Annotated in this window: 17 protein-coding genes and 1 pseudogene; 1 reads left to right on the top strand and 17 read right to left on the bottom strand. The window is 40.5% G+C overall.

Annotation, left to right across the window (positions count from 1 at the left end; all coding sequences use genetic code 11):
• Positions 1 to 19 precede the first annotated feature (19 nt).
• The 5 genes from ACPUYX_RS05255 to ACPUYX_RS05235 all read right to left on the bottom strand — a co-directional run bounded on the left by ACPUYX_RS05255 (position 20) and on the right by ACPUYX_RS05235 (position 5,616).
• Entirely contained in the window at positions 20 to 793 is a 774-nt protein-coding gene (locus tag ACPUYX_RS05255) for a TerC family protein (protein WP_426378657.1), read from the bottom strand.
• Positions 794 to 1,079: 286 nt separating this feature from the next.
• On the bottom strand, positions 1,080 to 1,919 hold the full coding sequence (locus tag ACPUYX_RS05250) for an HAD family hydrolase (RefSeq protein WP_426378656.1): 840 nt from the start codon (positions 1,917 to 1,919) through the stop codon (positions 1,080 to 1,082).
• Entirely contained in the window at positions 1,916 to 3,031 is a 1,116-nt protein-coding gene (locus tag ACPUYX_RS05245) for a cysteine protease StiP family protein (RefSeq protein WP_426378655.1), read from the bottom strand. The genes ACPUYX_RS05250 and ACPUYX_RS05245 overlap by 4 nt, the downstream gene beginning before the upstream one ends.
• Complete coding sequence (locus ACPUYX_RS05240) at positions 2,997 to 4,466, bottom strand: phosphoribosyltransferase family protein (protein ID WP_426378654.1); 1,470 nt, start codon at positions 4,464 to 4,466, stop codon at positions 2,997 to 2,999. Before ACPUYX_RS05240 ends, ACPUYX_RS05245 begins: the two co-directional genes overlap by 35 nt.
• Complete coding sequence (locus ACPUYX_RS05235) at positions 4,417 to 5,616, bottom strand: HpcH/HpaI aldolase/citrate lyase family protein (RefSeq protein ID WP_426378653.1); 1,200 nt, start codon at positions 5,614 to 5,616, stop codon at positions 4,417 to 4,419. The genes ACPUYX_RS05240 and ACPUYX_RS05235 overlap by 50 nt, the downstream gene beginning before the upstream one ends.
• Before the next feature lie 363 nt (positions 5,617 to 5,979).
• On the opposite strand from ACPUYX_RS05235, the gene ACPUYX_RS05230 reads away from it, so the two are divergent.
• On the top strand, positions 5,980 to 6,426 hold the full coding sequence (locus ACPUYX_RS05230) for a demethoxyubiquinone hydroxylase family protein (protein ID WP_426378652.1): 447 nt from the start codon (positions 5,980 to 5,982) through the stop codon (positions 6,424 to 6,426).
• Positions 6,427 to 6,436: 10 nt separating this feature from the next.
• On the opposite strand, the gene ACPUYX_RS05225 is transcribed toward ACPUYX_RS05230, so the two are convergent.
• The 12 genes and pseudogenes from ACPUYX_RS05225 to ACPUYX_RS05170 all read right to left on the bottom strand — a co-directional run bounded on the left by ACPUYX_RS05225 (position 6,437) and on the right by ACPUYX_RS05170 (position 17,825).
• The gene (locus tag ACPUYX_RS05225; RefSeq protein ID WP_426378651.1) at positions 6,437 to 7,666 is read right to left on the bottom strand and encodes an NAD(P)/FAD-dependent oxidoreductase; all 1,230 of its coding nucleotides are present in this window, start codon (positions 7,664 to 7,666) and stop codon (positions 6,437 to 6,439) included.
• 856 nt (positions 7,667 to 8,522) lie between these two features.
• Positions 8,523 to 9,623 (bottom strand): aminofutalosine synthase MqnE, encoded by a 1,101-nt coding sequence (gene mqnE, locus ACPUYX_RS05220; protein ID WP_426378650.1) that lies wholly within the window; start codon positions 9,621 to 9,623, stop codon positions 8,523 to 8,525.
• Between the two features lie 279 nt (positions 9,624 to 9,902).
• Positions 9,903 to 10,430 (bottom strand): annotated as a pseudogene (locus ACPUYX_RS05215) (S1C family serine protease); the annotation flags it as partial.
• 745 nt (positions 10,431 to 11,175) lie between these two features.
• The gene (locus tag ACPUYX_RS05210; protein WP_088226700.1) at positions 11,176 to 11,397 is read right to left on the bottom strand and encodes a YdbC family protein; all 222 of its coding nucleotides are present in this window, start codon (positions 11,395 to 11,397) and stop codon (positions 11,176 to 11,178) included.
• A gap of 175 nt (positions 11,398 to 11,572) precedes the next feature.
• Entirely contained in the window at positions 11,573 to 11,773 is a 201-nt protein-coding gene (locus tag ACPUYX_RS05205; protein ID WP_088226699.1) for a hypothetical protein, read from the bottom strand.
• Between the two features lie 81 nt (positions 11,774 to 11,854).
• A complete protein-coding gene (locus ACPUYX_RS05200; RefSeq protein WP_426378649.1) occupies positions 11,855 to 12,925 on the bottom strand; it encodes a M24 family metallopeptidase in 1,071 nt (356 codons plus the stop codon).
• 218 nt (positions 12,926 to 13,143) lie between these two features.
• Complete coding sequence (locus tag ACPUYX_RS05195; RefSeq protein WP_426378648.1) at positions 13,144 to 13,863, bottom strand: AAA family ATPase; 720 nt, start codon at positions 13,861 to 13,863, stop codon at positions 13,144 to 13,146.
• A gap of 359 nt (positions 13,864 to 14,222) precedes the next feature.
• Positions 14,223 to 15,077 (bottom strand): alpha/beta fold hydrolase, encoded by an 855-nt coding sequence (locus ACPUYX_RS05190; RefSeq protein ID WP_426378647.1) that lies wholly within the window; start codon positions 15,075 to 15,077, stop codon positions 14,223 to 14,225.
• A gap of 150 nt (positions 15,078 to 15,227) precedes the next feature.
• On the bottom strand, positions 15,228 to 15,650 hold the full coding sequence (locus tag ACPUYX_RS05185) for a MarR family winged helix-turn-helix transcriptional regulator (RefSeq protein ID WP_426378646.1): 423 nt from the start codon (positions 15,648 to 15,650) through the stop codon (positions 15,228 to 15,230).
• A 102-nt stretch (positions 15,651 to 15,752) separates the two neighbouring features.
• Positions 15,753 to 16,313: a DUF1697 domain-containing protein gene (locus ACPUYX_RS05180; RefSeq protein WP_426378645.1), complete on the bottom strand. Its 561-nt coding sequence runs from the start codon at positions 16,311 to 16,313 to the stop codon at positions 15,753 to 15,755.
• A gap of 318 nt (positions 16,314 to 16,631) precedes the next feature.
• Positions 16,632 to 17,381 carry a type I methionyl aminopeptidase gene (gene map / locus ACPUYX_RS05175; protein ID WP_426378644.1) on the bottom strand — a complete coding sequence of 250 codons (750 nt, stop codon included), beginning with the start codon at positions 17,379 to 17,381 and terminating at the stop codon, positions 16,632 to 16,634.
• Between the two features lie 300 nt (positions 17,382 to 17,681).
• The gene (locus ACPUYX_RS05170) at positions 17,682 to 17,825 is read right to left on the bottom strand and encodes a hypothetical protein (RefSeq protein ID WP_426378643.1); all 144 of its coding nucleotides are present in this window, start codon (positions 17,823 to 17,825) and stop codon (positions 17,682 to 17,684) included.
• Positions 17,826 to 17,913 lie beyond the last annotated feature (88 nt).

The raw sequence follows: 17,913 nt of genomic DNA, 5'->3' as shown, positions 1-17,913 counted from the left end.
CTCATCCTCCATTCCAAATTTAAGAAATTTTATTTTCCTTTTCATCATCTTTAGGATTATTTTTGCCAACCAGCGACTTAACGAAATGTAAGATAAATGTGCTAAAAAATACGACAACTAAAATCACAAAAAATATAGCATCAGAAACAATATAACCGAACACAGAGGCCATCATTTTAGCACCGATAAGAAAGATCAAAATATAGGCCGTTGTTTCAAGTTCAGGAAACTTCTCAATTAAAATGAGGAAGATTCGAGCAACTCCCCGCATCATTAGAATCCCAAAAATTGCACCGAGAAATAGTACCCAAACTTTTCCGCTTACTCCGAAGGCAGCTAAAACACTGTCGACACTAAAAGCAATATCCATCATTTCCACCTGGAGAACAGTACCCCAAAAGCTCTTTGACTTTCCTTCAACAGGAGCATCTTCTTCCTCATTGTTAAAGAAGAAATACTTCGCCGACATCCAGAGCAGGTAAAGAGCTCCTATCATCTTAATCCAACGGATTTGAACCAGATAGACTCCAAAACCAATGGCTAAAAAGCGAAAGAGGTAAGCACCCCATATGCCATAGAAGAGGGCTTTCTTTTGCTGCCGCTTAGGTAATTCCCGCACGATAACAGCTAAAACGAGAGCATTATCGGCCGATAAAAGTCCTTCCAAGATAATTAGGGAACCGATAATTCCAAGACTTACAGGGTCGGACAGCGTCGCCAGTAAAGCATGGAGTGAGAAAAACTGAGCGTAACTTTGCGATATTCCCTGAAAAAACGTTGAAACCGAATCCAATTCGAACCACTCCTATTGTCACTTGTCATAAGTTTATTTATCGTTTACGAATCTGCTTTTTTAAATCCAATAATTAGCGTTTTCTATGCCCTAGGTTTCTAGCTTGATAGTATCATAAGAAAGAAGAGCAAAACACAGATTTTGGGATGTTCACATAACTTTCACATTTTCCCTCCATTATGTTATTTTAACCATTACTTTAACACAAGAATACATTTTTAGCCAATATATCTTACAATGTTTTCCACATTTCATTGTACTTTATATGGATACAATATACAACTTCCTACAAAGCGAGTATTCTCAGAACATTTTGTAAAATTTCCTCCGAAGCACCTATACCGCTTGTCCTGGTAAATTGGATTCCTTTCGGGTCAATTCCTTTTGCAGTAAAAACTCCAGTTTGATATTGCAAATACAGTTCGCCGTGGGACGGTGCAAAAGCAACATCAGCCCTTTGCAGCAATTCAAGGTCTAAGAGGGAATCTCCGGCTGCCACAAGTGTACTTAGGCCTTCTTTTTCCTGAAGGTATTGAATGGCAGACTTTTTACTGACATGGTGGGGAATGAGATAAAGTTTCCTCCCTTGAATTGAAAGATTCCAATGCATCTTTCCTGCCCAAAGAGCAAAATCCTCTAATTCAGGAAGAGGGATTTTAGTACGATCAACAACACAATAATAGAAAAGGTCATCAGCCAGTTTATCTGAGTCTTTGAGTACCCAGGAAGGATGGGATATTTCCCGAAACTTACTGAGCAAATCCCGGGCCTCAGCACAATAACCCCATCCTGTTAGTACCCGTTTTTTCCAGACGTTATCTTCGCGGCCTTCTTTTATAATAGTACCGCCATTACTCGTTACTGCATAACGAGGATATAGCCCATATCCTTGGAAATTCACCCGCGAATATTGAAGCTTTGTCCGGGTAGTAACGGGTATGAAGAGAATCTGCCGAGACAGTTCTTTTAAAAGCTTGAGAGCGCTTGGAGACATAAATGAGATATCTTGATTATCTAATTGTTCGACAGCTAAAAAAGTTTCGGCCTCGAGAGAAGGGGTTATGGAACGGTGTGAATAGATTAAGGTTTGGTCAAGATCGCTGGCAAATAAAACAGGTTTCGTCATGGCAATTGTTTAATGACGCCGCAGCAGGCATAGGTCAATTCCGAAAATATTTCAACCGGAACTTGTCTATCCTTTGCCAACAACAGAATATGTTTCAAGTTTGGATTATCGGGATTGTTGACCAAAATCCTTTCAGGCAGCCGTCGTAAAAGCACCCGCGTCGTTTCCCCAAGGCCGGGTTTAAGAAGATTGATATCTCCGATTCTATAGGTTTTTTGAATCAACTCTAAATCCTTCTGACCTTTCCAGGTTACCTCAGGTTTCTTCGGACGCATATTCCATAATTCTTCACTGTCGAGTCGTTTAAATTGTTCCGAGACGGTATCGACAAAAAGACTCGAAACATTTTCGGCCTCAAGTTCTTGATAATATCTTGCTCCATGGAAATCCCGTTCTCCTATTAAATCCTTTCTTAACACCGTTCTGCTGATCAGCCCTGAAACTGTGGCGTTCAAACAGGCACTTGGAATGAGAAAGTCTTCTCGAGTCCCGAACGTTTTTACGCAATGTCCCGGGTCTGCGAGAACGGCTAAATCACCATCGAGTTTGTATCCATATTTTTGTTCAAAGTCCCGACATGCTTCCTGGAGTGTCTTGGTTATGGCCCCTTTTCCGGTCCAACCGTCGATGAACTGAAGTTTATGGTTAGGGTGTTGTTGGAGTATATAGAGAATAGCATTCTCATCCATACCCCTCCCGCGGATAATTGAAATACTGTAGTGCGGAAGGGTTAAATTGCGTTTTTCAAACAGATAACGTTTAATTAACACCCCAATCGGCGTTCCGGCACGGGCTAAGGACACAAGGACCGTTTGTGGTCCATTTCTGTGCAGAATTTGTTCAGAAGCAATCCCCACAGCTTCAGCAACTTTAGAGGAGCTCTCGCGCAATGATTGATGGAAAAGCCGGAGATATTCTTCTCCGGGTTGGTATTCAACAGGAAGCATTTCCGAATAATGTCCCCCAGATTGAATCAAACGCTCCCTGGTTTTTAAATCTGTTTCCTGAATCAGACCATTGAGGTTTTTTAAAAGAAAAATGACATCCTGCGGACAATAACTTCCCATAGGCAAAGGATCAGGGATTGGCTGCCGTGGGATTCTTAGGATCACTCAAAAATCTCCTTTCTGGCGAAGAACTACAAATAACGAATACAGCGCGAAAAATACCCTTAGCTTGAATTATTTGCTGGAGAGGGTATAACCTTTCACGACGGACTTCCCTTTCCATAAAAAAATAGACCTCATCATAATAATTTTCCGGCAGATTATAGACATAATTGATGATCCCCGGATCTTCAGGGCACGGGAAGCTGCATCCGTTTTTAATTGCGTAATCGGTTCTAGATACAGTATAAATAGGGCTCCTTGTCGTAGAATGGAAGCTTACGCCCTCTCCCATGTAAGTTGAGATCAACATAGGAAAGTACATAAATTCTCCGGTTCCCAGACAAAGTGTCTTTGATCCCTGTCGCATAAGTTTTAGCTTTCGGCCAATTTTTCGCGCCAAGGAGATGCTTTTCTGATGGTTACTCCACGACAGGCCGAACCTTCCCGTCAATCTGAGATAAGGCGTTTTATTCAGCCAGCCGCTGGAATCCTGTGAGTAAACAGCTACAAGCTCCGACTCATCAAAAGGAAAGTAATTTGAAATAAAGTGAGGTTCAGGCAATGGTTTTCCCTCTTCTTGTGACAGCTGTCCAAAAATCTGAGGTTCCCAGGAAGGATTGACATTAGCGCTTTGTTCTTTTGCCGAATCGCTATACTTAAATTCTCCTCCCATTAGGGATAAGGCTTGAATTTTTGTACCTAGTTCTGATTGCATCTGTTTAAACCTTGCCCGATGTTCCGCTGATCTCCAGTCCAATAAAGAAAGAATTACATAATTCTTCTTCGGGTATTGACGATGAATAGCCCGAATGATGTTAAGAACAGTACTTCCTGTCGTCAGCTCGTCATCAATAAAGACGATAGTTTGAGCAGTTTTTAATTCAGCATTGTTCATAACGTAACAGCGGTGGTTAACAGCATGAGAATGCTCCTCACGAAAATCGAGTTCGGGTTTCAGGCAAGGAATTTCTTCTCGTGTCGTATGAAGGTAACAAGCATTGTCAAATAGGCTGAAAACAGAATGTCCCAAAGCTGTTGCCGTTTCCGCAAAGCCGATAAACAAGGTCTTCTCAGGAGGTGCCATAAGTGGTTTTGTTATTAATGTTTCAAAAACCTCAGACATCTGTTGTTTAGTCTTTAGAGCCTGAATTATTGCCGCATAGCAAGGGTGTTCGATGCCTAAAAGCACCTTAGCGTATTGAACAGCCAAGGCGGCTCCCGCCAGAAGCGGCAATAAAGGATTAACAGGAATATGTTTGCCGAGAACTTTACTGACAAATAAAAACCTTCGCCGTCTATTTTTCCTTAACGCTAAGGCAAACAAAGCCTCAGGATCCAAATCAAAAGGGTTGCTTTGAAGACAGATTTCCAAGCTGAGGTCTTCCGCCTTATACTGATACGTCTTGGGTAAGTAAGCCGACAAAATTTTGTTGTTCATGAAATACTCCATAATTTTTTGCTCGAAGTAAGATTTTCTGTGCCCACTGATAATGCGGCTTGGGTTCATTCATTTTATTGGTATAAGGACTACTGATAACTCCTTGTTGACCATAGGTCCGTTCTAAAATAGCCATGGCATCAAGATATTCTTCATGGCCTACTACATATAACGCCTGAACAGGGATCAGATGGCTGGGGTGAATAATTGTTTTGCCGATAATTCCGTTTTCCTTATCTAAGATAACCTCACGCATTAAGCCGTCTACATACTTATTTAAGAGCTGACCGCGAACCTTCGTGCCATGTATTCCTTGATGAGTCTTCTGAAACTCTTCAAAAGGGCTTTTGCGCAGCAGAGGTTTTAAAACTCTGCCTTCACCCGCAAAGTATTCCCATACAGGCCCGGAAACTACATAACCGCTCTCTCCACGGCCGAAAATATTGAGAATATCGGCAATACAATCGCGAATGACTGCGATATCATATATGGTTACATCCGGACCTCGTCGAATTCCGAAAAGGCCGGAAAAGTCTGTTGCCCCTATCCGCACATTTAAAATATAGTCTTGATATAAATCAAGAAGCCGTTTTATCTCAGCCAATTCTTGGTTCCGAGTTTCGCGATACATAACTTGAGGGCTTTCGATAATCGGCATTCCATAGAACCGGTCAGAGGATTGATAGTTCAGGTCTCGAAGAATTTCGAGGTAACGAAAGCTATCGGAAGAGAACTTCGGGAAAACAAAACCGGTTATCAATTTTGAAAACCCTTCCAGCCTATTAAAAAGTCTAAGCATTTGGTTAGGATCACGAACTCGAATAAAAATCAGTGGAAGATCTTCGTTAGATAACTCCCCTTCTTCAAGCGCCAAAGCAAGTCTCTGCACTTGAGCAGTTAAGTTTTCTTCGGCAAGAGGTACTTCCGCATCTCCAATGGAATCTTCCAAACAAAATACGGTTGAAGCCAAACCGAGATACTTTTGCATAATAATATCATGAGCGATGGTTTCTCGAATCCCAGGCATATAAAGAGTCCCGCCAAGGGCAAATGCGAGGGCAGAACGCGGGGTGTATTTATCGAAAGGCTCCGGTGCTTTAAAAAACGTCATCTCCAGACTCTCGCGTGCTAAATAATTAAAATGTCTCACCTTGTCCCCCTAACTAACTATCTCTAATCCTTCCTTCAAAGTCTATTGCATCTGACCCAAAGGATCTGTTTTCATCCTTGCCGATGATGCCGCATTAGCGGCATAGGTATCTAATTAATGAATTCTAGCTCACTAATTTAAATCCCTTCTTTTGGCAAGCTCAATTTTTCCTCTTCTCAAGTAAAAATCCTTAATTTCTATCCAGTGAACTCGATTTCTCCTACTTAGTTTGAAGAATTAAGTTCATGAAATTCGCATAAAAAGTCGCCAATTGATGAATTCTTATTAACAATTGATAAATTGCCTTTGCAAAGATTGCAGATCGTAATTCTGGAAGAAAAATAAGAAAACATAGGAGATATTATGGACCCAAAATTACTGACACGGTTTAAGGAATTTTATACCCTGGAAACGTTTCAAGTTGCCTATTATCAAGAACAAATTAATGCCTCGACCGATGAATACTATTGCTATGCCTTTGAAAAGATGGCCCAAATTGAGAGCGGTCATGTCGCATTTTTTGCCGAGGAACTCGACAAGGCAAATGTGGAATTGCCCGTGATTAAGGGATCGGTGTTTAACCTCGCAGGTACTTTTCTCGGAGACGTCGTTCGATCAACAGGATCACATAATACCTGTAAGCTTGGTGTGGCTTTGGAAAATAAAGCCATAGAAACATATCAGGCGTTTATTCATGAGTGTATTGATAAGAAGTATTCAATTCTGCGCCGAAATCTCATGGAATATCGACTTGATGAAGAATTCCATAGTCTTTGGCTCCAGAGTTATATGAAAAGTCATCCGAATTGAATAGTATTGATTAAAAAACAAGAGCTTCCGACAAGCTGCCTCTGGAAAATCGCTTGGAAAAGAGTAGGACACTATCAACTTCTGCAGAACTTCCTTTAAGAATTAGATCTGCTAAAATACGTCCAATCGCCGGGGCATGCATAAACCCATGACCACTTAACCCACTGGCCGCGAAAAAACCTTTTAGTCCGGGAACTTCGCCGAGGATAGGATGAAAATCGCAAGTTTGTTCGCGGATTCCTGTATAAGTACGAAGCCACTTAATATTCAGGGCAGAAGGAATTGCCTCCATAGCCGCCAAAAAAAAGTCTTCCGCCAAGGATTTGTCAACGGTCTCCTTCATACCAGGCCGTGTATCTTTATCGGTTCCCCCCAGTAATATTGTCTTCCCGCTGGCTTCCTGATGGAGATAAAAACCGGTGGCCAAATCAACGATCAATGGAGCCGCTGCCGGCACGTCCTTAGGGTTTGTACAAACATATACCTGGCGGCGAAAGGGCCGAACGGGAAGCTTTATTCCGGCAGTCGCTGCCAGCCCAGCTGCAAAAGGACCGGAGGCATTCACAACCCTGGGGCTCCAAATCGTGCCTTTTGTGGTTTCAACACCTTGAATAGAATCCCCTTGAGTCATAATTTTGGTTACTTCCTGTTCAAAATTGACGGCAACTCCTCTGCGGCGCACCCAGGCATAAAGAGCGGCCAGGACAGCATAGGGATCTGCATAGGCGTCCCACTTGCCAAGAGTTCCCCCAAGATAGTGACCTCGCTGCAAATAAGGGAAATTTTTCTCCAAGTCTGCTTGGGAAAGCAGGTTAACCGGAATCCCCTCTATGTTAGCTTGTTCTGTTGTTCCTTTCAGATCGTTCCATCTCGATTCCTGAGAAGCCAACATTAAGTATCCTCGTTCCCGGTACCAACAGGGGACATCAAATACCGTTTCGAAATTGAGGAAAAAATCTCGGCTTTGGAGACTCAGGTGCCGGAGAAGCGGACTAGTGAATTGATAGCGAATGCCTCCGGTACAGGTACCGGTTGAACCTAAGCCCAGTAATTTTTCTTTTTCTAAAACAATAATCGAACATTGAGGATCAAGCTCTAAAATGTGATAAGCAATGCTTAAGCCGATAATGCCGGCACCAATTATAATCACGTCGGGGTTCGGCCCTTTACTGTTTTGGTTCATTGACATCTTAACCACCTTTAAACATATACTAAGTGTTTTTAGTTCATTTTTATCCAATCGTAAGACTCCTATTTCAATAAGTGGGAGTAAATCGCATACCTTGCTGTTCAGCTTAAGTTGAACGGGCTCACTCTTGCTTAAAAACTATTTGCACACTTTTTCCAACCGGTTCTTAAAGATATAGTTCGGCAAATGAACCCTCTCTTCCTGCGATGAAGATATTGAATCTTTTGAATCATTGCAATAATTATTTCTAGTTCCTAATCACCACGAGTAGCGCGGACAAAAAAATATAAGCCCTGTCCGAAGACAGAGGCTTATAAAGAGCATACAGTGATCTACCTTGCACCGTTATAGATAGCTTAATACCTAAAAATGATCTTGCGACCATTATCAAGCAGGTCACAACCTATAAAAATGGTTCGTTCGACTATACAAGATATCTACCCAACCATATACAACCTCACGGCTGTATATGACCGATCAATTCATAGCCACGCAAGTTTCCTTGTATATCTATGAAAAAAATCAACACCCAGTATAATCTTAGCTCGACCTTTTATAATAAGTTGGAACCCTATAACAATCAATAATAAACAATTAAAATCGACTGCAATAAAGCTTTTCCCCACCATAAAAGATCTTCCCGCCGACAATAGACAAGCGTTTTATCACCTGAAAATCATCTTTGGCCGACCCATATAAATCCGTAGAGAACCTATATGAATCTTGGCTCAACCACTGTATACCCTTGATACTATAGTGCTCAATTCCAAAATAACTATACATAAATTTGTCTTTATTTAAATTCCTTGTTTTTCCAGAGCTCATGTCTCTTCAAGAGTGCCTAAAATCTGTCCTGAGATGATAATCATCATCTCAGGACAATCGTTAGGGAATTCGTTTCTATACTTTAGGGTTCATAGACTTTCCGAACGTTATAAAAGGTATCTCGTTCAACGGCTGTTAAGCCAACTTCATTAATCATACGAATCAGTTCTTGTTCAGTTTGTTCTTGCGGGCTTGAGGAACCAGCAGTATGGTAAATCTTTTCCTCCCGGACTACTCCGTCCAGATCATTGGCGCCAAAATTGAGGGACATCTGCGCAAGCTGTAAACCGGAAGATACCCAATAGGCTTTAATGTATTTAAAGTTATCCAGGATTAGGCGTGCTGCGGCAATAACCTTTAACGTCCGCACAGCGCTGGCCTGGGGCAAATAGTCAAACTTTGTATTTTTGGGATGGAAGGCCGTGGGAATTAAGGCGTAAAAGCCGCCGGTTTCATCCTGCAGCTCACGCAGAGCCAGAAGGTGATCAATTAACTCTTCATCCGTTTCAATTATTCCAAAGAGCATATTCGCATTTGTGGGTATCCCTAATTGATGAGCAATCCGATGAATCTCTAGCCAACGCTCAGCGCTTAATTTTCCCGGGCAGATGATATCACGCACACGCTGACTAAAGTTTTCGGCTCCCCCGCCGGTAACAAAACGAAGACCAACCTGTGCTAAGGTTTTAAGAATAGTTTCTACAGGAACTCCCTCTAATTGAGCGAAGTAATCATATTCAGCGGCAGTAAATGCCTTAATGCTGACTTGGGGTACGCTTTCCTGGACTTTTTTCAGCATTTCTACATAGTAAGAGAAAGGCAGTTCAGGATGAATTCCTCCTACCATATGAATTTCATTAGCACCCAAGGCAGCAAAATGTTTAGCACGCTCCACAACCTGTTCAATACTCATGGTATAAGCACCTTGTTCATCTAAATCTTTACCAAAGGCACAAAAACCACAGCGCACTTTACAAACATTGCTATAGTTAATATGGGCGTTGTTATTGAAATAAACTTGATCACCAACTTTAGCATGACGTACCTCATTGGCTAAGTAGCCTAACCCTGTAAGGTTGTTTGTTTGCAATAAACTTACGCCATCAGCGCGATCCAAACGTTTTCCCTCATTCAGTTTCTTGTATATATCGTCCAATCCGGACAGAACAGAGCGAAATTGCACTTAAATTCCTTCTTTCAGTACTCTAACTTATTATGGCGAAAAAAACGTGTAAACATGGTACATCTACGAATTGAATTTCATTTTCCGTAACTGTCATAACTATAATTACAGAACAACAGTGAACTCGTTCAGCTAAAGCGAACATCGGGGCTTCGATGGGGATAAAAGCAGGTTAAAAGAAAAAATTAATCGAGCGTACCACCCGATCAAATCATCATAGAACCATTATTATAATTGTATCGCTTACAGAATTGTATTGTCAAATCATGCATTTTACCTATGGCTGACATAACCCTGTTGGATTAATTGCTGAATTACAGGCAAGGCATCCGTTATCGGTATCGCAAACCCTATTCCTTCAATACCATTTTGCGAAAATCTTGCCGAATTAATACCGATTACCTGACCGGAATAGTTGAGCAAAGGTCCACCGCTATTACCCGGGTTAATTGCAGCATCCGTTTGAATAAGGCTGAAACTGGACTCACTCTGTAAAATCCGGTTTGTAGCGGATACAATGCCAGTTGTAACCGTTCCCGCAAATTCTTCCCCACAAGGATTGCCAATGACGACAACCGGTTCCCCTATTTGTATCTTTGAAGAATCTCCTAGTGCTGCTGCAGTCAAATTGTCAGATATATTAATCTTAACGACAGCTAAATCAGTCTTGGAATCAGCTCCTACAACGCTGCCTTCAACATGGTTCCCATCAGCTAAGCAAACCATCAATTTTTGAGCACCCTCAATGACATGATCATTTGTTACAATATACCCCTGACGGACGTCAATAATAAAACCCGAACCATTGCCCATTTGGATCAAATTATTGCTGGCAGAAGAACTTAAATCGCTGTTTCCAAGATCGGAATCTTGATCGATCATGGATCGATAGTTACAGATTGTTACAACGGAAGGGCCAACCTTCTTAGCAATATTTACGACTGGGTAAGAGGATGAATTATTGCCGGCCTTGATAGACGTTAGCGATTGTTCTCCCGCAACATCCGCTAAAATTGGTTCAGCTTGAAGTTTATTGGTTAAGAATGATATGACAAGTCCTGCCGATAAAAACCCACCTATCAGGGCACCGAATAACCCGGCAACAAGGATCATGATCGGATTCGGTCGACGAACGCCAAAAAGAGCTTGGGGATAATTTCTGGTGATTTTATACTTATATCTATATTTGTACTTATTCTGATAACTCATTGTTTCACCTTTATTCTTATCACGCCTTGTTCCCTTACAGACGAATCAGTGAAGACAGCTGACTGTCAGAATCATTGAAAGAATCGGGTTCAGATGATGAGTTGTATAGACATTTTAGCAATATATTTATTCCACGTCGCTTCTTCATTTTCCTTCAGGGATTCTGGGAAAAACTCAATGGAATATAAAAAAACTTGGCTAAGGCCAAGCTGTTAAGGGCTGGCCATAACCATCCCGTACTATCCATCTATACATCCAGACCGTATGATATCAGGTTTATGACAGAACAAAAGCAAACAACCCATAAGCCATTAGTCACACAATAAACCAACGCTTATGTTATTTAGAAATTAATTTCAGTCAAAATCTCTTTGAGCTTTTCAAGTTCCTCTTTAGTCAATGTAACACCCTTTCCCATCTTAGTATGATCCGGCGACCATTCTCGCAGATCATACTTTGGGGTCTTATCGTTCCAACTAACAAGATTGAGTTCTTTTTTCCAGCCTTTCGGTGATTCCGCGAGAACTCCAATTATCTCTTTGATTTCGAATTTGATATCCGCCATTTCATAACCTCCATCTCAACAAATTATAATACCCAATTTATCTAATCCTAAGGCTTTCACTTCTACAAGTTGGAGTGGTTCCCATACCTTGCTTTGGTGGGGATAGAGTCCATCCTTCAGAGTGATTGCATTTGTTATTTATCATTTATAGAAGAAAAAAGAGCCTCTTAAGGCTCTAGAATTGTTTTAGTAAACATTTGTCATCACTCATTCGTTTACAATAATTAAACATCTTTCTGCCATTGGTATTAGGAATTTCCACATAACATTCGCTGCATTTATGAACTGTTTTTAATATTTTATCCTTGTCCCTCTCGTCTCTGATTTCTTTCCAAACGTCAATAAGGACGTCTTTATTTACTAGTTCGCAGTGCATTAGTAAATCCCTCCTTTCCTCATAATTATTTCGGCAGAAGGAAAGAAATTCCTTTATTTATCTTGAGAATTTCACAAATAATCAACCGATTACTTGCAATTCTTTTGGATAATGGTTCAGAACTTCACAACCACCCGCGGTAACCATCACCAGGTCTTCGATTCTAACGCCAAACTCCCCAGGCAAGTAAATTCCCGGTTCAACGGAAAAAATCATCCCAACCTCAAGGGGAATCTCTGAGGCAAGACTTACATCAGGAGGCTCGTGACATTCAAGTCCGATTCCATGGCCAAGACGATGGGTAAAGTACTTGCCATAACCGCCCTTAATAATAATATCTCTCGCTGTTTTATCGATTTCTGAGAGCAATACTCCTGGCTTTATTCTGGAAATAGCTGTTTCATTGGCAAGTCTCACAAGATCATAAACCTGACGTTGCTGATCGGAAACTGTTTTATAGAAAACCGTCCTTGTCATATCACACCAATAGTGGTTTAAAGGGGTAAATATATCAAGAATCACACTGTCGCCTGCTTTGAGAACCGTGCTGTCACTGTTATGGTGAGGGTCTGCACCGTTTGCGCCAAAACAAACGATTTGGGTCCCTTCGCAATCCGCCCCATTTTGCAAAAAATACTTATTTACTTGTGAAGCAAGATAGTTCTCTGTCACTCCATCGTTGAGCAGAGAAATAATCGTTCCAATAACTTGATCATTGATACGGGAATTATTACGCATGAGCACAATTTCAGGTTCATCTTTCATCATTCTCACCAGATCCACAGGTGAAGAACCGTGAACAGGTATAATATCCTTCCTCAACTCCATTAACTCAATTAAGAACTTGCTGTACCAGAACTTATCAATTCCCAATTTTCCCGGCTTGACCGTTTTGGCAAGATCTTTAACAGGATTATCGCTGTCAGTATGACAAATCAAAGGTAAATCGGACATGCTTTCCAGCCCAAAAATTTCATTGCCAAACAGAACAGCATTGCCCGAATCATCCAGATATAGGGCAATCATACGTTCATGAGGCTCAACCCAATAGTCAGTCAAGTAATAGAGGGAGGCTGTCGACGACACAATGATCTGTGTGAGCCCCTTCTTTTTCATAGTATCAATAACTCCATTAATACGTTGCTTTTGCATTCTTCTCGTCTCTCCAGTTTAATAAATTTACCTTCTTACGTCTCTCAAATTAAGCTCATATTTCGTACTATCATAGCAAACAAACAGTACTTTAGTAATTGTATCATTATTCTTCAGAAAACGTTGAACTTCATCGATAGCTATCTCCGCAGCTTTTTCTTTGGAGATAGCTATAAACCCCAGTGAGAATTCACCCGCCTCGGATTCGGTCAGTCACTCTACTCTTCGAATAGTTTCCGCAAATAAAGTTCTCGATTAGTCATAAAACCTTTCGTAATTTGATAATGAGAAGTATTTTCATAGTCTATCTCGGTGATCGGTGAGGTGTCAAAATCGAGAATCCGTGCTCCCGGGTAAGCTAAGATTATTGGAGAATGGGTAGCAATGATAAACTGAGATTGGCCGTCTCGTTCCAATTCTTTGATGATACTCAACAAACTCAGTTGACGAATCGGGGAAAGAGCTGCCTCAGGTTCATCCAACAGATATATACCTCTTTTTCCAAACCTATTGGCAAAAACAGAAAGGAACGACTCCCCATGTGATTGGGCATGGAGAGATTTGCCTCCGTAAGGTTGATATGCCTCTGGACCAAGACTATCAATATGTGAGGCAAAATTATACAAACTTTCTGCTCTGAGAAAAAAGCCATTTGCGATTTTAGGTGCCCAGGAAAGCCTGATAAAGTCACCTAAGGCCGTTTCCGATGCCGCTATCTCATAAACGTTATTCCTGCCTCCCCCAGCTGTGTTAAATTCACATTTATAAGCGATGGCTTCCATTAACGTTGATTTGCCCGTACCATTCTCACCAACAAAAAACGTCACATTGCTTTTAAAATCAATAGATTCTAATCCTCTAAATGCAGGTATGGAAAATGGATAGGCCTGTTCATCTGATATCCGATCATTTAAGAACGTTAATTTTCTCAAGAACATCCTTCAATCTCCTAACTCCATTAGCACTGATACTTCAAAGCAAGGCTCCACTGTTTAAATATTGCTTGGCTCTTTTCTGCGAGAGAATGTTCTTTCGCCAGCAACGATGGGTTCCATGGTAAACAGTTGCGCTGAATTATCAATAGGTACCTCAGATAAAACTGTCTGACGATAACCCTCAGCAAATTTACCATCATTTTACTACTTGTGGCCGATAATTAATAGTATAACAATCTCAAATTCTAGTTATCCGATTGACAATACGTAAGAGTCATTACGCTTTCGCTTTCGAAAGTGTCCTGTGGATAGTTTCGACGAAAGGGCCTAGCCAATAAAAACACATCGCGCTGAAGGGTAGACTATTCCCCCACTGAAGCAAGGTATGAGAACCACTTTCTCCCCATCTCCATCCTATCAAGCCATTCATCGACTAAAACATTAAATAAAGTCTCCTGCTCAATTTGCAGGTTGTGTCCTGCCATATCCAATACTGCATATGTTCCTCTCGGATAGCTTTCAACAATATTCCAGGCATCACGATAGCCAACACTTGAATCCTGACGTCCGGTTAAAATTAAGACAGGTTTATAGAAAGGTTTCATCTGCTTCAGGATATCCATGGAAAACTCAAAGCCATGATTTTGAATTCTCTGCAAAAACATCTTATCTGCAGCCATAAGTCCCGGCATAATTTCATCTCTATAGCGCTCCCAATTCCTTTGGCTTTGAATAACAGCCATCGATCCGAATTCATCTGCAGCTTCTTTAGTTAAGGAAGCCATTAATTCTGGGTCATTTACCAAAATACAATGTCCGGGTAAATCCCTTTTTGAATGATCAGCAACAACAACCGGGCAGATTAAAACCATTCCATCAATTAATTCACCTTTCAATGCAGTTAATCCATGAGCTAAATATCCGCCGTATGATTCACCTGCGACGGAAAAGTGCTGGTTAGGGATTACTTTTTCTACGAAACCCGCTACTACTTTAAGCATATCGTCGGAGTTTTTAATCCAGCTTTCGCCCTTTGTTTCTCCCATTCCAGGCAAATCTATATAAATTCTTTGCCATCCAATCCGTTGCGCAAATATAGGTTCCATACATCCTTCCATTAATCGATGATCTGGATAATATCCATGAATCATGAGTAATGGACGACCCTCACCGCAAATTTTATAATTAATTGTTATCTTATCCAGCTTACATTCCATACACTTTCTCCTTCTTTCGACAATTCGCTTCCCTGATCTAAAGAACATCCCGTGAACTAAAACTTATTGACCATCGCTGTCTCCCGTTTGGTTCCCAAACAAGAAGTCTTCCCATTTGATTTGATATCAAACTATCTTTGCAAAAAAAATTTATAAGTTTTTATAAATTTTATTTAAAATTCGTATTAGCTCCTCCTTTTCTTTTTCTGAGATGTCAAAATATAGGACGTTTAAAACCTCCCTTGATATTGTATTAAATATGGGTTTTAACTCGCTCCCTTTTGGTGTCAAAGTCACATAAATAACCCTTGTATCTACGGTGTCTCTTTCTTTTGTTACATAGCCAAATCTGACCAGCTTATCAACAAGTGTCGTAACTGTGGACTTATCCCTGCCAATCTTCCCCGCAATCTCTGCCATAGTCAATCTAGAGTTCTTAAAAAGGGCGTTAATAATATCACCATGAGAAGTTACGATTCCATCAACCCCATATTTTGTCATCTCTGATACAATAAATCTGTTTGCCTTTTCCCTGATCTTTGAAATTAAGGATACAACATCGTTTGTATTCATAACTATAGTATAGTTTGACGTCAAACTAATGTCAAGGGTTTATAATTAATACTAAATTATCATCCCAATGCTGCCGACAGAAATTTTATTTGGCATAATGCCTTAACGATCTATTAACTTTGCCAATTGGACAAGTTTAGTTATCGTCTTCCAGTTCCGCGTAGTCATCAAGACATTAAGTCTATACAGATTATTAGCAAGCTTCGAGTTCCGGATACTATTATAAAATAGAAGATAACTATCTCGGCCAATAATCTTAAATTGTTCAGTTTTGCTTTTATAATCATTCAATTGCAGAATTCTATCTTCCGAAGGGGGTTGAACTAGCAACCCGACATAAAGGCTCTCAGCCTTAGATGCAGACTGAGCTTCCCTCATTTCTTCCTCCGAGAAGGGACAGTTATAGATAATCTCTTCTAATTCCATTGACGTTCTTAAAATGACCGGAATAGAAAAACCAAATGCATCTTCAAGCTTATCTTCAATTAGCTGACGTAACTGTTCTTCTTCTTGATTAGACTCAAATAAGACATTCCCACTTTGAATATAAGTCTGTACCTTTTTAAGGCCAATATTCTCAAAAGCAAGTTTCAGATCAGCCATCTTTATTCTGTTTTTTCCACCTACATTAATACCACGCAATAGTGCAACGTAGATAGTCATTTTTGCTCACTCTTCTTTCCAAGTAAATTATCTGTTTCATCCCTAATTGCTCTCAAAAGATCAACAACTACTCTATCTTCTGCTCTATCAGCTTCAGAAATACCCGTTATGCATTCGACACTTGCAGTTCCAAAACAAAGAAGTACGACTACTACTAAGCAACTTTAACCTTGGGATAATGGGATAACCTAATTGACCAATAAGTTTCCTTAAGATCAATTAGGCACCCTGTAAGCAACACATCCCCAAGATTTGCCTTTAGAAGATTCAACTTACATCTGTTGTAAGACCGTTATGATTGACAATTAGACAACAGTTTTAATCCTGTTCAGTTAAAACCAAAGGACCATTTTTGGTAATAGCAATTGTATGCTCATACTGAGCCGACAAACTGCCGTCAGCTGTCCTTGCTGTCCATCCATTCTCGTCGATTGTCAGGTTGTAAGCACCAATATTGATCATTGGTTCGATGGTGAAAACCATCCCTTCTGAAAGCTTAACTCCCCTGTTAGGGTTGCCGTAATGGAGCACTTGCGGGTCTTCATGCATTTTCTGGCCTATACCATGTCCTGTAAAATCACGTACAACAGAAAAGTGATGGGACTCGGCATGGGTTTGAACAGCATGTGAAATATCGCCAAGCCGATTCCCAATAATTGCTTTCTCTATACCGATGTAAAGGCACTCTTTCGTCACTTTAAGAAGCTTGTCAGCTTCTTCAGAAATTTGCCCTACCGGATAAGACCAAGCGGAATCAGCTAACCATCCATTGAGATTAACAACCATATCAATGGTGACAATATCGCCATCTTGGAGAGGAGTTTGAGTTGGAAACCCGTGGCAAATTTCATCATTGACCGAAGCACAAGTCGCGAAAGGATATCCTTTATACCCTTTTTGCTCAGCCTTCGCCCCGTGAGAATTAATAAAGTGATCTGCGAAGTGATCGATTTCCATAGTGGTTACACCCGGACGAATAATCTCCCGGAGTTCCCTGTGGCAGGCAGTCAATATTTTACCCGCCTGAGCCATCAGCTCAATTTGCTGCGGGGTTTTCATGATAATCAATTTAATACTCCTCCTAATTTATCGCACATTTGATTATTTGAGCCAATCCTATCTGCTCCTTATATAGTTTACAACGGTTCGCTATTTTTCGTAACCCATACCCGTCAGAATAATAGCTCATTCGCCAATTTGCTGGCAAACTAGCCATTCCTTATTGAGTATATATTCCTTTTCTGGCGATGTTTAATACTATATGAAGGTCTTTATCCAGAACAGTTTTTATTAGATAAGGAAGTACATCGTCCCTAAAGTTTAAATAGTTGTATTTACCAAACGTTTATAAGATTAAAAAGCAAATACTTAATTATTTAGTATTTGCTTTTTAATCTTATACTTTTTTACTTTTAGCATGTTTTCTTTACGTTCATTCCTTTTAGGTTGTATATGCTCAAGACCAATCTCAGCTAGAATAGTTTCGAGTGTTTTAATTTCCTGTGCTGTCATAGTTTTTAAGTTTTCCTCCAATACATTGGCATACTGCCTGATTAATGAACAATCACTTTGTTTATCAATAGTATAACTCCCAAATGTG

It is taken from the genome of Desulfosporosinus sp. SYSU MS00001 (assembly GCF_049943955.1).
Taxonomy (GTDB): Bacteria; Bacillota; Desulfitobacteriia; order Desulfitobacteriales; family Desulfitobacteriaceae; genus Desulfosporosinus.
Note: the sequence above shows the minus strand (reverse complement) of the source record. Positions and strands in the feature narration are given on the sequence as shown.